Below are 18,386 nucleotides of genomic sequence, written 5' to 3' on the forward strand. Positions count from 1 at the left end.
ATGGTCGAAACCGCGGCGGATGATGACTGGGGATACCGGAGCACGTCGGCAGCAAACGTTTCGGGCCAACGCCAGCTCTCTGCGGCCCCCTTTGTGCCTCGCCGCCGCGGCGTCATTGCCAGGCAGCCGGAGGGCAACGCCCCGCTCAGCGGCCCGCGTCCGATCCCGCGGCTGATCTCGCAACGCCGTCGGCCTTTCCGGGCACATAGCTAGGAATCTTGACTACAATGATGGAGAGAATGCCGATGATTGTGCCGGCGATCACATCTATCAAATGATGACCGCCTTCCGGCAGCGTGGCCACAATCATGGCGGCATTCACCAGGGCCAACACGACAAAAAGTGGCCGGATGGTCCGCGCGGCATAGACCACTGCCAATCCAAGTGCCGTGTGGAACGACGGGAACGTGACGAGCCCTGTGCCTTTAGTCATAATTAGATCAAACGGCTCGCCTGATCGCAGCGCCATAAGCACATTATGGTGCCACATTCCGGCATCAGTGGTGAAGTTCGAAAATAGCCCGGGCGCCGGCTTGAAATAGGCATAAGCGCCTTCTGCTGGCGCCAAAGCCATTAATGCGCCCGTGAAGACCGAGGCAACTGCTAGAAGAGCGACAAACTCCAGTGCTCGTTCTCGTTGGTTTCTCACCGCGTGGACTAACAAAACGAGCGGCATTTGAAACGCCAGCGCGTGATAAGCAAAAACCAGGACGGATGCTGTAGTCGGGTGGTTGGTCGTGGCAAGGAACCACTGCCAGTCGAAACCGAGGCCGGAATCGATAGAAGCTAGAACCGGGTCCGCCAGCGGCCTTGAGGTGGCCGACGCCAGATACATGAAGACGGTGGTTGAAATGGCGAGCGGAATGAATGCTGCTGCGGAAACGACTACGATTCTCAAGCAGCCACAAAGATATTTGATTACGCTGGCGATTGGGCTTGTGTCAGATCTCAATCTATGGAGCGCAATTGCGGATGCCATCCAAGATGCGCTGAGTACAAGGGCCACCTTGCTTAGGTCAATCCAGTTGCTCGGTGAAAAATCGACTGTAGAAAATGGCAACCAAAAAATGTCAATCAGCCCGAAAAGAGCTGTGACCAAGGTAATAATTACTAAGTGAGTTCGAGTTACAACACCCAGGTCAGCGAATGAAGCATTCCTAAGGGCGCCGTGCAAGATCACCAGGCACGCCCTTACATCCGTAGACTGCCGATGAGCATGGGGCACAGTCACTGCCACCAACACAATGAGGATAAAGATGGAATGAGCATTGGCGTGGTCTGCCCATAGGCTTTGTATTCGGGGAACGCTGCTCGCAAGACCCTCTCCTCGTTCACTAGCCGCCGATATTGGAAAGCGAGAGCAATGGCGCAGATTGCGACGGTCGCCCATGTCGCATTGCCGAGAAGAATGCCGAGCAGGACGATCGCTTCGCAGACGTAGAGCGGGTGGCGCACGATCTGGTAAGGGCCTGCCGTGACGAGCCGTCTGGCCTGCGCAGTGATGCTGAAGGATCTGCCGAGCCACCACAGGCACAAGATGCAAAGAGCGAAACCAACTATGGTGGTCAGGTCCGCAACAAACTCGATCTGCGGAGCTGCCTGGATGCGAGGGACCGCGATCAAAGTTGCAGTGGCAAAGCATCCGATGAGCGCAGAGATGCGGGGTTCAATTCCGTGCGCTGTTCCCAAGGGCGGAAGACGCGCCACTGTCATCACAATGACGAGCAGGAGAAAGCCGAGAGCGGCGACATCTGCGGTGAGATCGATAATCCACGCAACTGTCCATTCTGCGCGGGCAAGAGCTACCAAAAATGTTGCGGCTTTCAAAGTCGCACAGACCGTGAAGTAAAGCGTCATCGCTGCACGCCCGATGAAATCACGTATCTCTGGTGGAGGGAGCTTCATTGATTCTGGCCTTCGGGATCACTGGATAGACGAGTTGCTCGACGTAAGTTGATGGAATCGGATCATCGACGCCATAGCGCTCCGGGACAGCGTTACCGGGCAGGTACATCGTTCCGAGGAGCGCATCGATCAATGAAAGTTGACCCGCGAAGTTCTTGTCGTATGCGGCGCGCTCGTGAGCGTGATGCCAATGATGGAACTGGGGTGACGCGATCAACCACCGAAGCGGGCCGATGTTCAGCCTGACGTTGGCGTGTAGCAAAAGTCCGTGGACGTGAAAAATTATTGCAAACAGGGCGATCGCCGAGTTGCTGAAACCCAGTAGATATACAGGCACGAGTGACGCGCTCTTTGTCAGAGCCTGATCAACAGGGTGAACCCTGTGCGCTGCCAACCAGTCCAGTTCTTCAATGCTGTGATGAATCGAATGGAAGCGCCACAAAAAGGGAACGGCGTGAAAGGTGCGGTGGGCCAGGTAAAAGCCCATGTCCGCAATGACAATGATCTCCGACACCTGGAGCCAAACAGGCTGCGACGATACTGCGCTGCCGACGTAGGCCGGCACCAGCCGCCCCACCGTACTCGTTGCTAGCGTGATAGCCGCGATCAGGCCAAGGCTTATCGGGATCCCATTAAACAGCGCATAGATGAGATCGTTGAAGAAGGCTTTCCTGAATATCTTTTGATGGGGGCGCAGAGCGAACAGGTATTCGATCGGAACGAAGATCAGAACCGCAATCAAGAGCGCTTTGATATTCAGAATGTCCATACGGCGTCCCGCCGGCAAGACGTAATCCAAGCACTTCGCCAATTTGAGCGCAAGCTAATGGTTTTTCACAGCTTGATTGAAAGTTAGTTTGCGCGCCAAACATGTCAGACTGAGAGCCCGCCTAGAACCGTGCGTTGCCATAAATCTGAAGCCCTAGCGTGCAGATAGCAGCGATCGAGATCGGCACGCCGAAGGGGACGATGCCATTGCGACCCAGATGCTGAACGTAGAGGCGGAAGGCGCCTTCGGGCAGCATGAAGGGGTTCTTCACGACTAACGCAGTCGCAAGCGCGAAGACCAGCAACAGCACGGAAAGCACCAGGAGCCCGCTGCCGCCGATCAGAAACGAAACCACCGCCATCAGCTTGACATCGCCGGCGCCCACCTTGCGCATGGCCCAGAATGGGAAAAGCGCAACGAACAGCAGAAGTGCGGCAAGCGCGCTCAGGCCCATGTCCCACCACGACCCGGTCAGGATCGACATAAACTGCAGCGAACCCAGCCCAAGACACAAAAGCAGCAGCACGTCGCGGTTAGATATTTTTTGGGTCGTGAAGTCGAGCCATGCAATCCTTGCCAGCAAAGAAACCGCTAGCCCCTTCATCAGCAGCGCTCCGGCAAGCAACATGCTAGCGCCTTACCGTTCGAGATTCTTCACGCTGGACGACAGGAGCCGCAAATTGTTGGCGACGGTCGGATCGTTGGGAGCCAGTTCGTATGCTTTAAGGAAATTGCTGCGCGCGTCCTGCAGCTTGCCGCGCAGCAGATAGGAATAGCCGACATTGTTGTAATATTCGGGCGTAGGCCCAATCAGTCGGAAGGCCTGGCCATAAGCCCTGTCGGCGAGATCGAAGCGGTGGATGCGGTCGCTGCAGGCGGCCAGGCCCAGCCATGCGACACCATCGTTGGGGGCAAGTTGCGTCGCCTTGTAGAACAGGGCGCCGGCATTGCCATAATTTTCCGAGCGGAACTGGTTCTTGGCTTCGGCAACGGCCTGGTCGGAGGCATAATATTCGACGTCGCTGACCGTCTTCAGTCCGTCGAAGGCATCGCCGAAGGCAGTAAGCTCCACTTTCGCCGGCTCATTAGTGCGGACAACTCCCGTTGGGTCCGTCGCATTCGACTGACAACCGGAAAGCACGACAACCAGCAAACTGGCAGCGGCAACGAGCCACATTGGCCTTGTCATTTTATCCCCCAGGGATCTTTCCGATCCCGCCCCCAGACCAAAGCACATCCCTGTCTAGAAGAAAATGCCCTTCATTCGAATGATCACCGGAAGCATCACGACCATCATCACAACAGGAAAGATGCATAGCCCCAGCGGTATCATCATCTTGACAGGCAAAGCATTGGCGCGCTCCTCGGCGAAGAGAATTCTTTGTCCCCGCATTTCGTCACTGTAGACGCGCAAGGCATCCGTCAAACTGGTACCGAGCTCTTCGGATTGACGGAACAGCACGGCCAGCGCGCGCGCCTCCTCCAGTCCAACGCGGTCGGATAGTTCGCGCAGGGCCTCGCGCAACGGCTTGCCCGCGCGCAACTGAAGATTCATGATCGCGAGTTGGATGCCGAGCCATCTATGGGTGCCAGCCAGTTCGCTGCCGACACGCTCGACAGCCGCTTCGAGGCTCATGCCGGCATCGGCGCAGGTGATCATCATGTCCATGAAATCCGGAAAGCCGCGACGATAGATCTGCTTTTGTCCCTTTTCGAACCGATCGAGAGCGATGCTCGGAATGACGATGCATCCCAGCCCAAGCAGGGCAGAGCCTGCAAAGGCGACAAGACCGGGAAGTTCGGGTGGCAATATCCGCGACAGGAGCGCGTACGTCGCGGAAAAGCCAAGACAGACCGCGCCAAGGCGCGACAGAGTATAGATCAATGGCGCGCTTGACTGATAGAAGCCGGCGCGAAATAGTTTTGCGTCCAGCGCGCTGGGCTCGTCGCGTTCCTTTTCGATCGATCTGAAGTAGGCGTCGACCGGCCGCTGTGCTGAAATCTTGGCCAGTTCTTCCTGGCCCAAAAGCGAGCGGCGGTCGGGAATGCCCTCTGCCATCAGGCTTTGCGCAACCAGTTTCCTCGTCTGCAGCGCCGGCAAGAAGACGAGCGCGCCAACCAGGAAAAGCGCTACGGCCGCCAGGAAGACGGCAATGGACACCAGCAGACTCAGATCCTGGGTCACAACTCTATAGCTCCGCTCCCTCAAAAATCGAAATTGACCATACGGTACATGATGAAGTCGCCGAGCAGCGCCCAGAGCCCGAAAACCAGGAATACAGGCATGATCAAGGGGCTGCCCCACACATCACCGTAGTAGCTGGGGGCCAGGCCCGTGAGGATGGCGAGCATCAAAAGAGGAAACAGGGAAATGATCCACGCGGACATTCGCCCCTCGGCAGAGAGCGCCCTAATCTTCAGCCTAAGTTTGTGCCTTTCACGCAGCACCACTGAGAGATTCGACAGAATTTCGGTAAGGTTGCCGCCGGTCTTGGCCTGAATCGACAGCGACACCGACAGCAAATGCAGACCTTCGAAACCGACGCGCTGCGAGAGTTTTCGCACCGCGTTTTCAAGGCTGAGGCCAAAGGTGATCTCGTCGGAAACAATGCCGAATTCGGTGCCCAGTGGATCAGGCATTTCTCGTGCGACAAGGCTTATAGCCACGGAAGTCGGATGACCGGCACGCAGCGAACGCACGATCATCTCAAGGGCATCCGGCAATTGCTTCGCGAATTTCTGGATTCGCCTGGCGCGCGCGCGACGGAGAACCAGAAACGGCAGGACGAATCCGATGAGCAGAAAGACGATAAACGAAACCACGGCGGAGAAGTGCAGCAGGAACGCAAATACCAGTGCCAGGGCCAGTCCACCGAGAGTAAATGTCGCGACGAACGACAGCGGATTCCCGGTAACGCCAGATTGGGTGTACAGCCTGTTCAGGCCAACAGCATTGAAAAGAAAATCGCCAGAGCTGGTAAGCCCACGTTCTCGCAGCAATCGCTGCAAAGTCTGTTCGGCCGGAGCGTCATCGGCGAGCCGCTTCAGCCGACGGTTGATCGTGCTGACCGTTGAGTGCCGCTTGGAGTAAGTCACATACAGAGCCTCGGCTGCGAGGATGAGCGACGCAGCCGCCAGTACATAGATGAAGTAGAGCAATGTCTGGCCGGTCGGCATTAGAGCGGAACCTGTGGGTTGAACGCGTCCTTGGCGAACTGATGGCCAAGGGTCGCCGCTTCCTGGGCAAAGCGCGGACGAATGCCGGTCGCACGAAATTCCCCAACGATCTGGCCCTCGGCAGTCACATCGCGGCGGACGAAATGGTAAAGCTCCTGAACCTGTACGACATTGCCTTCCATACCGGTGAGTTCTGATATGGAAACAACCCGCCTTCCACCATCGGAAAGCCGTTGCGTCTGCACAATGACGTCGATGGCCGAGGCAATCTGAGCCCGTATTGAATCGTGGCTCATCGGCATGCCAGCCATACCGACCATCTGTTCCAATCGCGATATCGCATCCCGGGGCGTGTTGGCATGAATGGTGGTCATTGAACCTTCATGGCCGGTGTTCATAGCCTGCAGCATGTCGAAGGCTTCCTCGCCGCGCACCTCGCCGACGATGATGCGGTCCGGCCGCATGCGAAGCGCGTTTTTCAGCAATTCGCGCTGGCGAACTTCGCCCTTTCCCTCAACATTGGGCGGACGCGTCTCGAGACGGCCCACATGCGGCTGCTGCAGTTGAAGTTCCGCTGCGTCCTCGATGGTGATCAGGCGCTCCCTGGCTGGGATGTAGCTCGACAGGGCATTGAGCAGGGTCGTCTTGCCGCTGCCTGTGCCGCCCGAAACCAGGATCGACTTGCGGGCCTGCACGGCAATGCGCAACAGGTCGACCATCGGCTGGCGGATCGAATTAAACGCCATCAGGCGTTCGAGCGAATAGGGGTTCTTGGAGAACTTGCGAATCGAGACCAGCGGGCCATCCACCGAGATCGGCCGCACCGCTATGTTGACTCGCGACCCATCTTCCAGCCGCGCATCGACCATTGGCGCCGATTCATCGACGCGCCGGCCGATAGCCGAAACGATCTTGTTGATGACACGTAGCAGATGGGCTTCATCGCGAAAGCGGATCGCCGTCTCCTCTATGACGCCACGCCGCTCTATGAAGACTCGCTTGTGGGTGTTGATCAGAATATCGGAAATCGAATCATCCTTGAGCAACGGCTCGATTGGACCCAGCCCGAGCATCTCGTCAGCGGTGTCGCTGGTCAATTGGTCAAGTTCGCGGGCGTTAAGCGGCACGTTGCGAGCACGAACGAATTCCCGCACGATCGGGCGGATCTCGTTCAGAATTTCCTCCTTGGACGCACTTTCAAGGGCGGTCAGGTTGAAGCGGTCAATCAAGTGGCGGTGGAGTTCGACCTTGAGCGTGAGGAAATCATCCCCCGGCGATCCGAAGTCCGCAGAACGGGAGAGTGCGGGGACTGCCGGCACGATCGGATCGAGCTTCGGCTCGACCCGCGGCTCGCTTGGCCCTTTCGTGAATCGGCCCAGCATTTTGCGCTACCCCCTTGGACACGCGTTGGGGGAACCTAAACGTCAACCCCGCAAGACGGCAGCACCAAGCACTTCCACGAACTCAATGCTCTTGCACAGTTAACACTTAGGTCAAAAAAACGTCTCATCTATTCGAAGGAGGCGTCCTGCCGAAAGTATACAAGGGCCTGCCAAAACATTCCCCTGTGTCTTTTTGGCCACGATGGCCCCTTTCGGGCTCCGGCAAGCCCTTGGATATAATGGCATATGCCTATCCGCTAATATCGCCTCGCTTCTGCCACAGGCGCAGCGAAATTGTGAATGGGTGGTTATGGATAGGCGAAAAGCAGGCAGAATCAACATCTTGCCTATAGACAAAACCTCGAAACGTTATTGCCAGATCAGGCAAGGCACAGGTGTAAAGAAGTTAAAGAACCTTAACTTATTTGACTCTGCTTTTTATCGGCCCCTAGGATTAAGTCGACGGAGGATGCTCAGGTATGCGATTTCATCCTTGGCTCGTCTCGTCAGGGTTTGAACCTCTAAAGGGAGAAATTGGCATGAAAAGGCTCATGACGATGACCCGGCAGTTTCGCGACGACGAACACGGCGCTGCCATGGTCGAATATACCATCCTGCTCGGCATCATCACTGTCGCAGTGATCGCCACCATCATTCTTGTCGGTGGCTGGGTTACCGGCCAGTGGACAACGCTCCAGGCGGCGCTGCCGTGATATCTTGATTGTCATCATCGACGCCAGGAGGTCTCCCGGCGTCGATCCAGGCGGTGGGTGAAGGAGTCTGGCGGGGAAAGAAAGTGCGTGCAAACACTGTCATTATGATCGTTCTCGCCGGCGTATTCGGCGTGCTCGCAGTGGTTCTCGCCAATATCTGGCTGACCAGTCAACGCAGCGCTATGGCGAAGACGGACGTGCCGCGCGACACCATTGTGGTGGCGGCCGTGTCTTTGAAATTCGGCGACACGCTGTCGGCCGACAAGCTGCGTGAAATCACATGGCCGGCCGGCGCGGTTCCGGCCGGTGCTTTCAAGACGACAAAAGATCTACTCGCTGGCGAAGGCACAAAGCAGGCGCTGCAGGCGATCGGCGCCAATGAACCCGTTCTCGCCACCAAGATTACCGGCCCCGGCCAGCGCGCCACTCTTTCGGCGGTGCTCGGCGAAGGCATGAAAGCTGTTTCCATCAGAGTCAACGATGTGCTCGGCGTCGCAGGATTCGTTTTCCCAGGTGATCGGGTCGATGTGCTCCTGACACGCACTGTGCGCAATCCTGGAGGTGCGGACCAGAGTTTCGTCGACGTGCTGTTGCAGAGCATGAAGGTGCTCGCCGTCGACCAGGTCGCCGATGAAAGCACGGACAGCCCGACGGTGGTGAAATCGGTGACCGTCGAGGCTAGCACCAAGGACGCCCAGAAGCTGACGCTGGCCGCCGGCGCAGGCCAGTTGTCGCTGGCGCTTCGCCAGGCAGCAGCCGGCAAGGACGAGATCACCCAACGCATCACGCTTTCCGACCTGACCGGCGAAACGCCGGCCGATGTCGCAGCCAGGCAGGCCGAACTCGCCAGGCAGGCGACGGCCGATGCTGCTGCGGCAGCCGAGCGCAAGCGCGCGGACGACAAGATCAATGGCCTGACGCGGGCCGTCGAACAGGTCGGGAGCCGGCTCGACGACTTGAGCAAAGCAAAGCCTGCTCCGGCCGTGACCTCGGCACCCGAAGCGCAAGAGGTCGTTAAGGAAGTGATCAAATATGTGCAGCCGGAGCCGTCGGCCCGTGCGACTATCGGCGTTTTTCGGGGCGTGAAGCTCGAAACATATGACGTACCGCGACAAAGATAGTTCTGGTATATGGGATAATGAGCGTCCGAAGAGTCGCCAAAAGGGGGAATGCAGATGCGAACGGTCCGGAAAACACTGGCAGCCGCCGCGCTGGCCTGTTCGGTGATATTACTGCCGATCGGCCTTGAGGCTGCGGCAGCCGATCGCCGCATAGACGTGTCGAACCCAAAGGTCCATCGTATCTTCCTGCCCATGTCGCAATCAGTGACGATCGAGGTGAACGCCACTCTTGGCGATATCGTCGTCGCCGACGAGAAGATCGCAGATGCCCAGCCGATGACAGACAAGACGCTCTACGTCATTGCCAAGGGCGCCGGTACCACCACCGTCAATCTCTTTTCCGAAGACAAGCGCTCGCTTGGCGTAATCCAGATCGAGGTGGGCGTCGACGTCAATGATATGGCGCAGGCAATTCGGCAGGTAGCGCCCAGATCGCGGATCGATATCGGTTCGGTCAATGGCAAGGTCCGGCTTGGCGGGCATGTGAAGGACGGCGCCACGCTGGCGTCGATCCTGGAAGTGGCCCAGCAATACGGTCCCGACGCGATTATCAATGCCGTTACCGTTGATGACAGCCAGCAAGTTAATCTGGAAGTGCGCGTGCTTGAGGCCAAGCGCAATGCCGGTCGCGACCTTGGTGTGTCGATCCGGAGCACGAACAACAGCGGAACGACCCGAACTGGAACAGGCATTGCCGCCGTCGATGAAGATAACGTGGTGCTCGGACCGGGCGGTCTGCTCACTGGCCTGCTGTCGAACACCAATCCATTCGCCGCGCTGATCACTCGCGTCATCGACAGCAACATCAAGGTCGATCTGATCATCGAGGCGCTTGAGGCAAAGGGTGTCGTGCGCATGTTGGCCGAGCCCAATCTCACCACACTTTCCGGCGAGTCGGCCAGCTTCAACGCCGGCGGCGAAGTACCCATCCGCAGCCTCAACAGCGATGGCCAGATCAACATTGTGTACAAGCAGTTCGGCGTGAATCTGCAGTTCACGCCAATCGTACTCGACGACGACAAGATCCATATCGAGCTAGCGCCGGAGGTAAGCGACCTGAACGGCTTCACGCCGGCCGGCGACCCGATCTTCACCACCCGCAAGCTGGCGACCGTCGTCGAGTTGCGCGACGGTCAGAGTTTCGCCGTCGGCGGGCTCTTGTCCAGCAAGAATACCAAAATCCAGAGGCAGGTACCATGGCTGGGCCAAGTGCCGATTGTCGGCGCGCTGTTCCACAATTCAAGCAATCAGAAGGAAGAGACCGAACTGGTCGTCATCGTCACCCCGCACATCGTTCGCCCGGTGAAACCCGGCGAGCAACTGGCGACCCCATTCGACAAGACACGGCCGGCCAACGACCCCGAATTTTTCGTGCTCGGCCAATTGGAAGTAACCAAGGACATGGTGCGCAAATATGAACTGGGCGAAGGCGTCGTCGGCCCCTATGGCCACATGCTCGACCTGAAATCCAAGGACAAGATGATCTATGTCAAGAAATAGGGTGTTGATCATGCTTTTGTGCGCCAGCGGGCTGACGGGCTGCGCGGACTATCTGAACCGCTACGACACGGTGACATTGGCCGCGGGCGACACCCAGAAATACAATTCGCTTCTGCAAACGGTCGACCCTCTCAATCCGGCATCGAAAAAAACCGCTATTGAGGGCGATGGCGCGCGCGCTGCTGCTCTGGCCCAGAGTTACAGGTTCCCACCGCCACCGCCGCCGCCGCCGGCGATCACGGTCAATGTCGGGACGCCGAAAGACTGAGCGGATTGAACGGAAGGATCGGCGCGTCAGGTAAACGAGGGATCCTGGCGTCAAGGAGCAAAAGAGCAAGGCCATGCTGCGTATTATTCGCGCGTTCTGGCACGATCAGAGGGGAATAGCGCTGATACTGGTCAGCGTCATGCTGCCGGCGATCATCGGATTTTCTCTGCTGGTGATCGACATGAGCCGGGTCAACAATCTGCATAACGATCTGCAGAAGGGGGCTGATGCGTTTGCGCTGGCAGGCGCGGCTGAGCTGGATGGGACGTCGAACTCTATCAGCCGTGCTGACAGGGCGATCGCTACGCTGGTAAGCAATCGATACACCTTCTCGACCGCCGGCCCTCCTCAAACGCTCGCTTCCGCCGGAGTAACACGCCGATATCTTCGCTCGTTGCCGGCCACCGACAATCTCCCCATTGTGCCCGCCAATGTGATCACCGACGAGCTGAATGACGCCAAACTTGCCCGTTTTGTTGAAGTCACTGTAACCCCGGTCGGGTTTGCCGCAATCTTCCCGGCTTCCTTCTTGTCATCCGGCGCCAGCAACAGTTTCAATGTCGGCGCAGTCGCTGTGGCGGGCTTCACCTCCGGCGTCTGCGATTTCACGCCGGTCTTTATGTGCAACCCCTACGAGACGGTGAACGGGACGAATGCAGCGGGCGGATACACACTTGAGCAAGCCATCGCAAATCCGGCTGTCCATCGTCGACTGATCGAACTGAGGAAGGTCGGAAACGGGGCTGCCGCTGGTCCTGGTAACTTCGGCTTCCTCGAACCTCCGGCCGGTGTGGGGAACGGTGCTCAAGCTCTCGCTCAGACGATTGCAACATCAAGGCCGGTTGGTTGCTACAGTTCCGCCAGCGTTAGCACGAAGACTGGCCAAAACGCCGGCCCAGTGCAAGACGCCTTCAATGTTCGTTTCGGCATTGCGGCAAGCGGCAACCATTTCGATAGTCCTGAATACGGTCCAGCCGCGAACGTCCGCAAAGGGGCAATCAAGACCCGAGGAAGCGCAAACCAATGTCCTTCCATGAACCAACTTTCATTCACCGAAGCTGGAACAATGGGCCTTCCACGCGACGCGACCACTCCATACCTCGGCGGCCGGATGGGCGATGGAAATTGGAATTTCTCAGGTTACTGGAGCACCAACTTTGGTTCCGCTGCCTACCCATCTTCATGGAATACGACCAAGCCGACGCGCTATCAGGTCTACCGTTACGAAATATCGGCCGGGTTGGTAGGCACGGCGTCGACCGGTGGAGAGATCGGAACGCCGTCGGCAGTTTGCCAACCCCCTGTCACGACGGTTGACCGTCGGTTGATTTACGGCGCGATCCTGAACTGCAATGCACTTCAAGCTGCCGGTAGCGATCTGTCCGGCCACAGCACGGATCTGCCGGTGGAAGCTTTTGGAAGCTTTTTACTCACTGAACCGGTTGCGTCGCCATCGGAAGACGCATCCGTGATGGTTGAATTGGTTGACGTTACTGGGGGTGGCGGCCAGGGCACGCTAGACAATTTCCTCCGCGACGAAGCTCAGCTTTACCGGTGATGGCGATGATTGGAACGCTATTGCGTCATCTCGATAGATTTCGATGCGACCAGCGCGGTGCAGTGCTCATCGAAATGACGCTGATCACGCCGCTGATGCTGATTTTGGCGGGTGGCGTGTTCGAGTTCGGCAATCTGATTCACGAAAAACTCCTGATGGAAGCCGGGCTTTCAGATGCAAGCCGCTTCGCCGCGCGCTGCAACAGCCAATTGTATACACAAGCGGGGCTTGCGGCGATCAACTGCGCCGACATTGCTGCAAATATCGCTGTGTTCGGCAATGCGGCGGGAACAGGCAGTGCACGCGTCAGCGGCTGGCAGAAATCGAATGTGACGGTGACAATCGCTGCCGCCGGTTCCTGCCATGACGCTGTGGTCGCCGGCGTCGCCCAATATCGATCAACCACCGCGCAGGTCTGTATCGTCACGGCTGCGGGTACCTTGGCTTATAGCGGGGTCGGCATGCTATCGATCATCGGCATCGGCCCGATCACGCTGAACGGCTCTCACGAGGAGCGGCTGATCCGGTTCTGATCATGATCAAGTGTTTTGCGGAATCGGACGACGGCGCGGCGATGGTCGAAATGACCATCGTTTCGACGCTGCTGTTTGCCCTTGTCCTCGGTTTCGTCGATTTCGCTCACGCCTTCTACCAATGGAACGCTGCTACCAAGGCGGTCCAGCTCGGCGCCCGGATGGCCTCGATTTCAGACCCCATTGCGACGGCCCTTGCGACTGCGGCGCCGACGACGACACCGGGTGCGCCAGTCGTTGCCGCGGCATATGGCCCCTTCGTCTGCACATATACTGCTGGCACAGGGGCTTGCACCAACGGGGGCGCATTCAATGCCGCCAACTTCAGCCGTGTCTTCCGCGGGGACACGGCAAACACCAACGATGATGCCTGTCCCCCACTCGCAGCAAATCAGCGGCCCGGGATGTGCCATTTCTTTCCGCGCTTGCGCCGCGACAACGTGGTGGTCACCTACAGCGCGACTGGCTTGAGCTATCAGACCCGGCTGGGCGGACCGGTGCCGACAATCACCGTAAGTCTTCAAAACGTGACCTTTCAGTTCTTCTTTCTGCAAGGGCTGATGGGCTTTGCGAACGTCACCATGCCGTCCATGCTAAGCACGGTTACGGGCGAAGACCTGAAGAGCACATCACCATGAACGCTATCAACACCAAGGTTCTCCCAACCAAACGAAAGCAGGTCGCCCTGTTCTCGTCGGATTCGCAGTTCAAGCATGACGTGGCGACGCGGCTCGATGCGCTGGCGATCTATGACGTCCGGATTTCCGAAACGGATGACTTTCTCAAAGGCCCGACCCCCGACACGCGGCCGGGCATCGTAATCCTCGACCTTGCCAATGGCGATCTGCTTGGCAAGCCCGGCATTGTCGAGGGGCGCGCCCTGTGGGCGGCCGTGCCGCTGATTGCGGTTTCAGACGAGCTGACCTCCGAACAGACGCGCATCCTGGTGCGCATGAACGCCTCGGACTGGCTGCACAAACCACTCGATGCCAAGGAGCTTCTGAATGCGGTCACCTTTCACGACACCGGCAACCAGGGCACCAAGAGCCGCATCATCACCTTCATCAGCGCTAGCGGCGGCGCCGGCGCCACGACGCTCGCTTTGTCGGCCGCGGACTTCCTGGCCTCGAAATCCGCCGAACGTGCAGCTTCGACCTGCCTCGTCGACCTCGACTTCCAAAGCGCCAATTGTGGCGCCTATCTCAACCTCTTCAACCAGTTCGACCTTGCCGGCATCATCGGCCAGCCGGATAGGCTCGATGTCGAACTGATGGACGTTATCAAGCTCTCGCGCCCGTCCGGCCTGACGCTGTACGCCTTCGAAAGGCCGCAACTGCCATTCGAGCCGCAGGGCGCGGATTTCGTGTTCCGGCTGCTGGACCTCGTCGCTTATCGCTTCGATGACATCGTCATCGACCTGCCCAACATCGAAACTCCCTGGCAGAATCCTGTGCTTTCCACGAGCGACGCGATCTTCATCGTGTTCGAGCTCAACGTCGCCTCGCTGCGGCAGGGCAAGCGGCTCTACAAGAAGATCCGCGATTTGCGCGGCAATTCCGTGAACATCACGCTGGTCGCCAACAAGCACAGACGCAAATGGTTCGGCAACCACTTTTCGCGCAGCGAACTCGAAAAGATATTCAAGGCACCGCACATCAAATCGGTTGCCTTGGACAATGCGCTGCTGACCGATGCGCTGAACCGAGCCATCATGCCTTCCGAGGTGGACGGGCGGGCACGCTTCAACAAGGATCTGAAGCGGATGTTCAAAGAGCGGCTCGATGACATTGCCCGGTAAATATCGCTTCGTTCCAACGCTTGCGGGCGCCTGCATCATGGGCCTGGCATTGGGGGCCTCGGCCTGGGACTGCGCCCCTGCCCGCTCCGCGCTATCGGACCAGCCGCCGCTGCCAGCCATGGGCCCCAGCCTGCGCAAGTTCGTTGTTTTCCAAACCGCGGAACAGCCGGGCACGATCATTATCCGCAAGCAGGAGAAGGCGCTCTATCTTGTGACCCGAGAGGGTGAGGCGCTACGCTACCAGATCAGCGTCGGGCGTGACGGATTTGGCTGGACCGGCACCGTTGAAGTGGGGGCGAAAACCGAATGGCCGGAATGGCGCCCACCGAGAGAAATGCGCGCGCGCCAACCGGAGCTGCCGGAGATGGTGCCGGCCGGCCCCTACAATCCGCTCGGCGCACGGGCGCTCTACTTATCCCGAGACGGGCACGACACGCTTTATCGCATACACGGCACCAACGACCCTTCAGGCGTTGGCTTCGACGGCACATCGGGATGCTTTCGTCTTACCAACACCGATGTGATCGATCTTTTCAGGCGCGTCTCGGTCGGTGCAAAGGTGGTGGTCCAATGACGATGATTAGCGACCCGGACATGCCGGCGATCGACGTTGGGCCGGCGACCCAACCTATAGAGCAAGCTGTCGCTGGGAAACCGAGCAATGCCAGGATGATCGGCGTTGTCGCTGCAGGCGCCTTGCTGATCACAGCCGCAAATTTAACAGCCGCGGTCTATCTCTTCCGCGGCATCAACGATCTGCGCTCTGTCGAAGGGAGGCTGGAACAGCTCGGATCGTTCGAGCAACGGATTGCGGCCCGGCTCGACACCGTCAATAACGGCTTTCAAAGCCGGTTCGAAAAACTGGACAATCAACTGCAGGGTAGCTTCAGCCAGATCAACGGCAGCATTGCCCGGATTGAACAGAACTTACCGCTGGTCCACGACGACGTTTCTAGCGTGGCGGAGCCTCTTGTGGAGACGAGCAGCGCCACGGCGGAGCCGCTCAGCGATCTCGATGGTGAAGAAGCGACCGAACGCAGTATCGGCGAAGCACCACGCCCGCCCAAAAGGAGGAGCGCAGCACCGGTGCCTCCTGCCCCAAGCTCCTCCTACCGGCGCATAGAGCAGCCTGACGGCAAGGTGTATTATCGCAAGATCGATTAGAGCGGGATACGGGAGCGTAGGGAATGCTTGCCAGAGAAGATCGTCCGCCGCTTTTGGCGTCGCGCGTGTCGCGACAGACGAATCGACGCTCGAAAGGGAGGCAAGACTTATTCGGTCATCCGGGGCATGATGTGCTCAGTCGACATCGAGACGGGTCGCAATGCGACTCTGAGTTACCTTTTGAAGCCGATCATCAAGGCGTCAGGAGATCATGAGTGAGCGCTATCGCCACCTCTCCCACCAATCGTGATCGGCTGCTTCTAACGATCACGAAAGAGGATTTCGGGCTGGAATTCCGGGTGGTCGCGCGTGGCGGCATACGCCGCGGCATCCGTCTGGAAAAGGCTTTCTGGATATCTCTGAAGCAGATGGCTGAAAGTAGGAAATGCACTATCGGCATGCTGATCGAGGAGATCGCCGAAAGTGCGACCAACACTGGTAACCTGACATCGGCGATACGGGTGGCTTGCATGAACGGGCTCGCCGATGAAAACATTGTCCTGCGGAAGCTTACATCGATCAGGACGATCAATGCCATATTGCTTGCCTGCCCCTCGCCCGCTTTTGCCTTGGCGTCATCGAAGAAGATCCTGACGTTCAATGCTTCGTTCCAGCAATTGGTCAAGCGTCAGTTGCCGATCGGAGCAAACAATGATGCACGACTAAATCTCAAGCTGGCGCTGGATCTTAATGTCGCCGACATCTTTGCCCAACTCGACGCCGGCGAAATACCGATCGCCAGCGGCTTTGTAATCGGGGCCGGCGAACGTCGGTATCGAGGTCAATTGAATATAGTACGGGCGCCCGTACCCGAACCGGAGTTGCTGATGGCGTTCGTCAACGGTTAGAGCTGCGGCCTCAGGGGAGCGAGGCTCAATCCGGGCTGAAGATGCTTCGTGTCATTTCGGGCCAATAGGAACTGTCTGCGCGCCTTCGCTTGGACCCGACCGCTATGGCCAGCTCGACGGCCCACGCCGCAGGAGCCGATTCTACCATCGCCAATCAACCGAATTCATTACAATGAAGGGCGACAACCTCGAAGAGAGAGGGCATGACGACGTACTGACGCCAGAGAAGGCTTGGCGAGCGGAAAAGCGGAATTGGATCCGAAGCGGGCTGATCGCCGCGCGAATCCGCGGGGAAAGCTGCGTCCAAGAAGAAATTTCGCAGGATCGAACACATGTGTTGGCTGGAAAATAAAAAGCTTATCCGCTCCGCGAAGCTCATTGCCGAGGCTGAGCATGCCGAACGTACCGAAAAGACAGCAAGACTGAGATCGCTTCGGATGGCAGCTCAAAGCGACCTGAAGGTTCCGTTCGTTGAGGAACTCGATTGCTCTTTACTTGTCGCCGCACTGACTAGAGGCGAATTATCGGCTGAACCTTCCGACGGCCTGAATGATCGCATTGGCAGGGGCCGAGCAAGGACAGCGGGCAAAAACCAGTATTCCTCCGCGCTCGCCAATTCGAATTAGCGAGTGTTCCCTCGTCCGATGATTCAGAAGGCGATCTTGACACCCGGCTTGCCGCAGACAGTGGAACTGTCTTGAGACCACTTGCCGCGAATTTCACTGCTGAGCGTGGTCGATTGAGCGTTGAACCCAGACGACATTGCGACATTGCGACGAGAAGTCTGCGTCTTCAAACTCACTCTCTCTGCCCTCAACGCTTGCCGTGTTGGAATAGCCTAAGCGCTCCTGGATATCCGCTCGCGCATACGGGCTGATCATCATACCGTCGCCGAACAGAAAATCGGCGCAAACTCCAGGTTCGAACTTGACTGCGCCAAACGACAAACGGCTCTTTCGATACGAGACCTGAGCCCGTCAACAGCGCAGCCTTGGCAAGTTATTGGCTACCCTGCAGACGGGCCATTGGGTCCCATTTCCATCATCGATGCCGCAGCTTTGATGTTCGCTGCACCTTGGGTTCGCACGCCTACAAGTTCGGTCTCCATGCTGTTCTCCATTGGCCGCCAGTCTCTGGAGGATTAGCTGTCGTGGCCTACTTCATAGTCGCTGCCGATAATTAGTCTAGAAGCTGTGTGGCAAGGTACTTGCGTTCGTGGGATCGAGTGTCATCATCCCTCATGACCAAGGATGAAGCGGAACAGGCCGTTCGCTATTTCTGTACGAAATGGGCTGAGGAGCGCGGACTTCCTCATGCGCCTGAGAATCCAAATTTTTCCGACTTCTTTTCCTGGCTTGAGCAGAAGTCTCCTGGCCACCTGAAATTCCGGAGTAGCACTCCAGTGCGCGATGACGTGGAGCGATGGTTTGTCGATGAATTCAAGCAGGGCTGGCGCTATTAATTTTAGCGGTCTTCCTTACGGTGACCTGCCACTGAATTTTCATCCGGCTGCAGTTAGAGCCTCGGCGGGTTTTACGCCGTATGGCGCGGGTTGAGCAACGGGTGATCGGCGGAGCTGGTCGGGGTTGCGCAGCCGATCGTCCGTTGCGGTGAGATTGGCGGCATAAGCCGCAGGCGTGATGTATCCGA

The 18,386-nt window shown here is 58.0% G+C and carries 22 protein-coding genes and 1 pseudogene; 14 read left to right on the plus strand and 9 right to left on the minus strand.

Annotation, left to right across the window (positions count from 1 at the left end; genetic code table 11):
- Positions 1-145: 145 nt before the first annotated feature.
- Positions 146-835, minus strand: a complete 690-nt coding sequence (locus NKH13_RS30610) for a phosphatase PAP2 family protein (RefSeq protein ID WP_352719129.1) — start codon at positions 833-835, stop codon at positions 146-148.
- On the opposite strand from NKH13_RS30610, the gene NKH13_RS30615 reads away from it, so the two are divergent.
- Positions 834-1,118 (plus strand): hypothetical protein, encoded by a 285-nt coding sequence (locus NKH13_RS30615; RefSeq protein ID WP_352916561.1) that lies wholly within the window; start codon positions 834-836, stop codon positions 1,116-1,118. The two genes, NKH13_RS30610 and NKH13_RS30615, sit on opposite strands and share 2 nt — an antisense overlap.
- Before the next feature lie 109 nt (positions 1,119-1,227).
- On the opposite strand, the gene NKH13_RS30620 is transcribed toward NKH13_RS30615, so the two are convergent.
- From NKH13_RS30620 to NKH13_RS30650, 7 genes are all read right to left on the minus strand, one after another.
- Positions 1,228-1,857: a methyltransferase family protein gene (locus tag NKH13_RS30620; RefSeq protein WP_352719131.1), complete on the minus strand. Its 630-nt coding sequence runs from the start codon at positions 1,855-1,857 to the stop codon at positions 1,228-1,230.
- A gap of 19 nt (positions 1,858-1,876) precedes the next feature.
- Complete coding sequence (locus tag NKH13_RS30625) at positions 1,877-2,674, minus strand: sterol desaturase family protein (RefSeq protein WP_352916563.1); 798 nt, start codon at positions 2,672-2,674, stop codon at positions 1,877-1,879.
- Positions 2,675-2,795: 121 nt separating this feature from the next.
- Positions 2,796-3,302, minus strand: a complete 507-nt coding sequence (locus NKH13_RS30630) for a prepilin peptidase (RefSeq protein WP_352719133.1) — start codon at positions 3,300-3,302, stop codon at positions 2,796-2,798.
- A 9-nt stretch (positions 3,303-3,311) separates the two neighbouring features.
- Positions 3,312-3,863, minus strand: coding sequence for a tetratricopeptide repeat protein (locus NKH13_RS30635; protein ID WP_502909219.1), 552 nt, complete (start codon positions 3,861-3,863; stop codon positions 3,312-3,314).
- 54 nt (positions 3,864-3,917) lie between these two features.
- Positions 3,918-4,859, minus strand: a complete 942-nt coding sequence (locus NKH13_RS30640) for a type II secretion system F family protein (RefSeq protein WP_352719135.1) — start codon at positions 4,857-4,859, stop codon at positions 3,918-3,920.
- A 20-nt stretch (positions 4,860-4,879) separates the two neighbouring features.
- Positions 4,880-5,851, minus strand: coding sequence for a type II secretion system F family protein (locus tag NKH13_RS30645; protein WP_352719136.1), 972 nt, complete (start codon positions 5,849-5,851; stop codon positions 4,880-4,882).
- Positions 5,851-7,233, minus strand: coding sequence for a TadA family conjugal transfer-associated ATPase (locus tag NKH13_RS30650; protein ID WP_352719137.1), 1,383 nt, complete (start codon positions 7,231-7,233; stop codon positions 5,851-5,853). Before NKH13_RS30650 ends, NKH13_RS30645 begins: the two co-directional genes overlap by 1 nt.
- A 539-nt stretch (positions 7,234-7,772) precedes the next feature.
- Between NKH13_RS30650 and NKH13_RS30655 the strand changes: the two genes are divergently transcribed.
- The 13 genes from NKH13_RS30655 to NKH13_RS30715 all read left to right on the plus strand — a co-directional run bounded on the left by NKH13_RS30655 (position 7,773) and on the right by NKH13_RS30715 (position 18,198).
- Positions 7,773-7,946, plus strand: coding sequence for a Flp family type IVb pilin (locus NKH13_RS30655; protein WP_352719138.1), 174 nt, complete (start codon positions 7,773-7,775; stop codon positions 7,944-7,946).
- 83 nt (positions 7,947-8,029) lie between these two features.
- On the plus strand, positions 8,030-9,067 hold the full coding sequence (cpaB, locus tag NKH13_RS30660; RefSeq protein WP_352719139.1) for a Flp pilus assembly protein CpaB: 1,038 nt from the start codon (positions 8,030-8,032) through the stop codon (positions 9,065-9,067).
- Positions 9,068-9,121: 54 nt separating this feature from the next.
- On the plus strand, positions 9,122-10,567 hold the full coding sequence (locus NKH13_RS30665) for a type II and III secretion system protein family protein (protein WP_502909220.1): 1,446 nt from the start codon (positions 9,122-9,124) through the stop codon (positions 10,565-10,567).
- A gap of 10 nt (positions 10,568-10,577) precedes the next feature.
- A complete protein-coding gene (locus tag NKH13_RS30670) occupies positions 10,578-10,835 on the plus strand; it encodes a hypothetical protein (protein WP_352719156.1) in 258 nt (85 codons plus the stop codon).
- 73 nt (positions 10,836-10,908) lie between these two features.
- Positions 10,909-12,393 (plus strand): TadE/TadG family type IV pilus assembly protein, encoded by a 1,485-nt coding sequence (locus tag NKH13_RS30675; RefSeq protein ID WP_352719141.1) that lies wholly within the window; start codon positions 10,909-10,911, stop codon positions 12,391-12,393.
- Entirely contained in the window at positions 12,393-12,926 is a 534-nt protein-coding gene (locus NKH13_RS30680; protein WP_352916567.1) for a TadE/TadG family type IV pilus assembly protein, read from the plus strand. The genes NKH13_RS30675 and NKH13_RS30680 overlap by 1 nt, the downstream gene beginning before the upstream one ends.
- 2 nt (positions 12,927-12,928) lie before the next feature.
- Positions 12,929-13,564, plus strand: coding sequence for a TadE/TadG family type IV pilus assembly protein (locus NKH13_RS30685; RefSeq protein WP_352719143.1), 636 nt, complete (start codon positions 12,929-12,931; stop codon positions 13,562-13,564).
- Positions 13,561-14,724: a CpaE/TadZ family protein gene (locus NKH13_RS30690; protein ID WP_352719144.1), complete on the plus strand. Its 1,164-nt coding sequence runs from the start codon at positions 13,561-13,563 to the stop codon at positions 14,722-14,724. Before NKH13_RS30685 ends, NKH13_RS30690 begins: the two co-directional genes overlap by 4 nt.
- The gene (locus NKH13_RS30695; RefSeq protein ID WP_352719145.1) at positions 14,708-15,298 is read left to right on the plus strand and encodes a L,D-transpeptidase; all 591 of its coding nucleotides are present in this window, start codon (positions 14,708-14,710) and stop codon (positions 15,296-15,298) included. Before NKH13_RS30690 ends, NKH13_RS30695 begins: the two co-directional genes overlap by 17 nt.
- Positions 15,295-15,888, plus strand: a complete 594-nt coding sequence (locus tag NKH13_RS30700; RefSeq protein ID WP_352719146.1) for a hypothetical protein — start codon at positions 15,295-15,297, stop codon at positions 15,886-15,888. Before NKH13_RS30695 ends, NKH13_RS30700 begins: the two co-directional genes overlap by 4 nt.
- Positions 15,889-16,103: 215 nt before the next feature.
- Positions 16,104-16,736 (plus strand): ribbon-helix-helix domain-containing protein, encoded by a 633-nt coding sequence (locus tag NKH13_RS30705; protein ID WP_352719147.1) that lies wholly within the window; start codon positions 16,104-16,106, stop codon positions 16,734-16,736.
- A gap of 332 nt (positions 16,737-17,068) precedes the next feature.
- Positions 17,069-17,362 (plus strand): hypothetical protein, encoded by a 294-nt coding sequence (locus tag NKH13_RS30710; RefSeq protein ID WP_352719148.1) that lies wholly within the window; start codon positions 17,069-17,071, stop codon positions 17,360-17,362.
- 614 nt (positions 17,363-17,976) lie between these two features.
- Entirely contained in the window at positions 17,977-18,198 is a 222-nt protein-coding gene (locus NKH13_RS30715; RefSeq protein ID WP_352719149.1) for a hypothetical protein, read from the plus strand.
- 39 nt (positions 18,199-18,237) lie between these two features.
- On the opposite strand, the pseudogene NKH13_RS30720 reads toward NKH13_RS30715, so the two are convergent.
- Positions 18,238-18,386 (minus strand): annotated as a pseudogene (locus tag NKH13_RS30720) (IS3 family transposase); the annotation flags it as partial.

The sequence above is a fragment of the Mesorhizobium sp. M1348 genome (assembly GCF_040317925.1).
Taxonomy (GTDB): domain Bacteria; phylum Pseudomonadota; class Alphaproteobacteria; order Rhizobiales; family Rhizobiaceae; genus Mesorhizobium.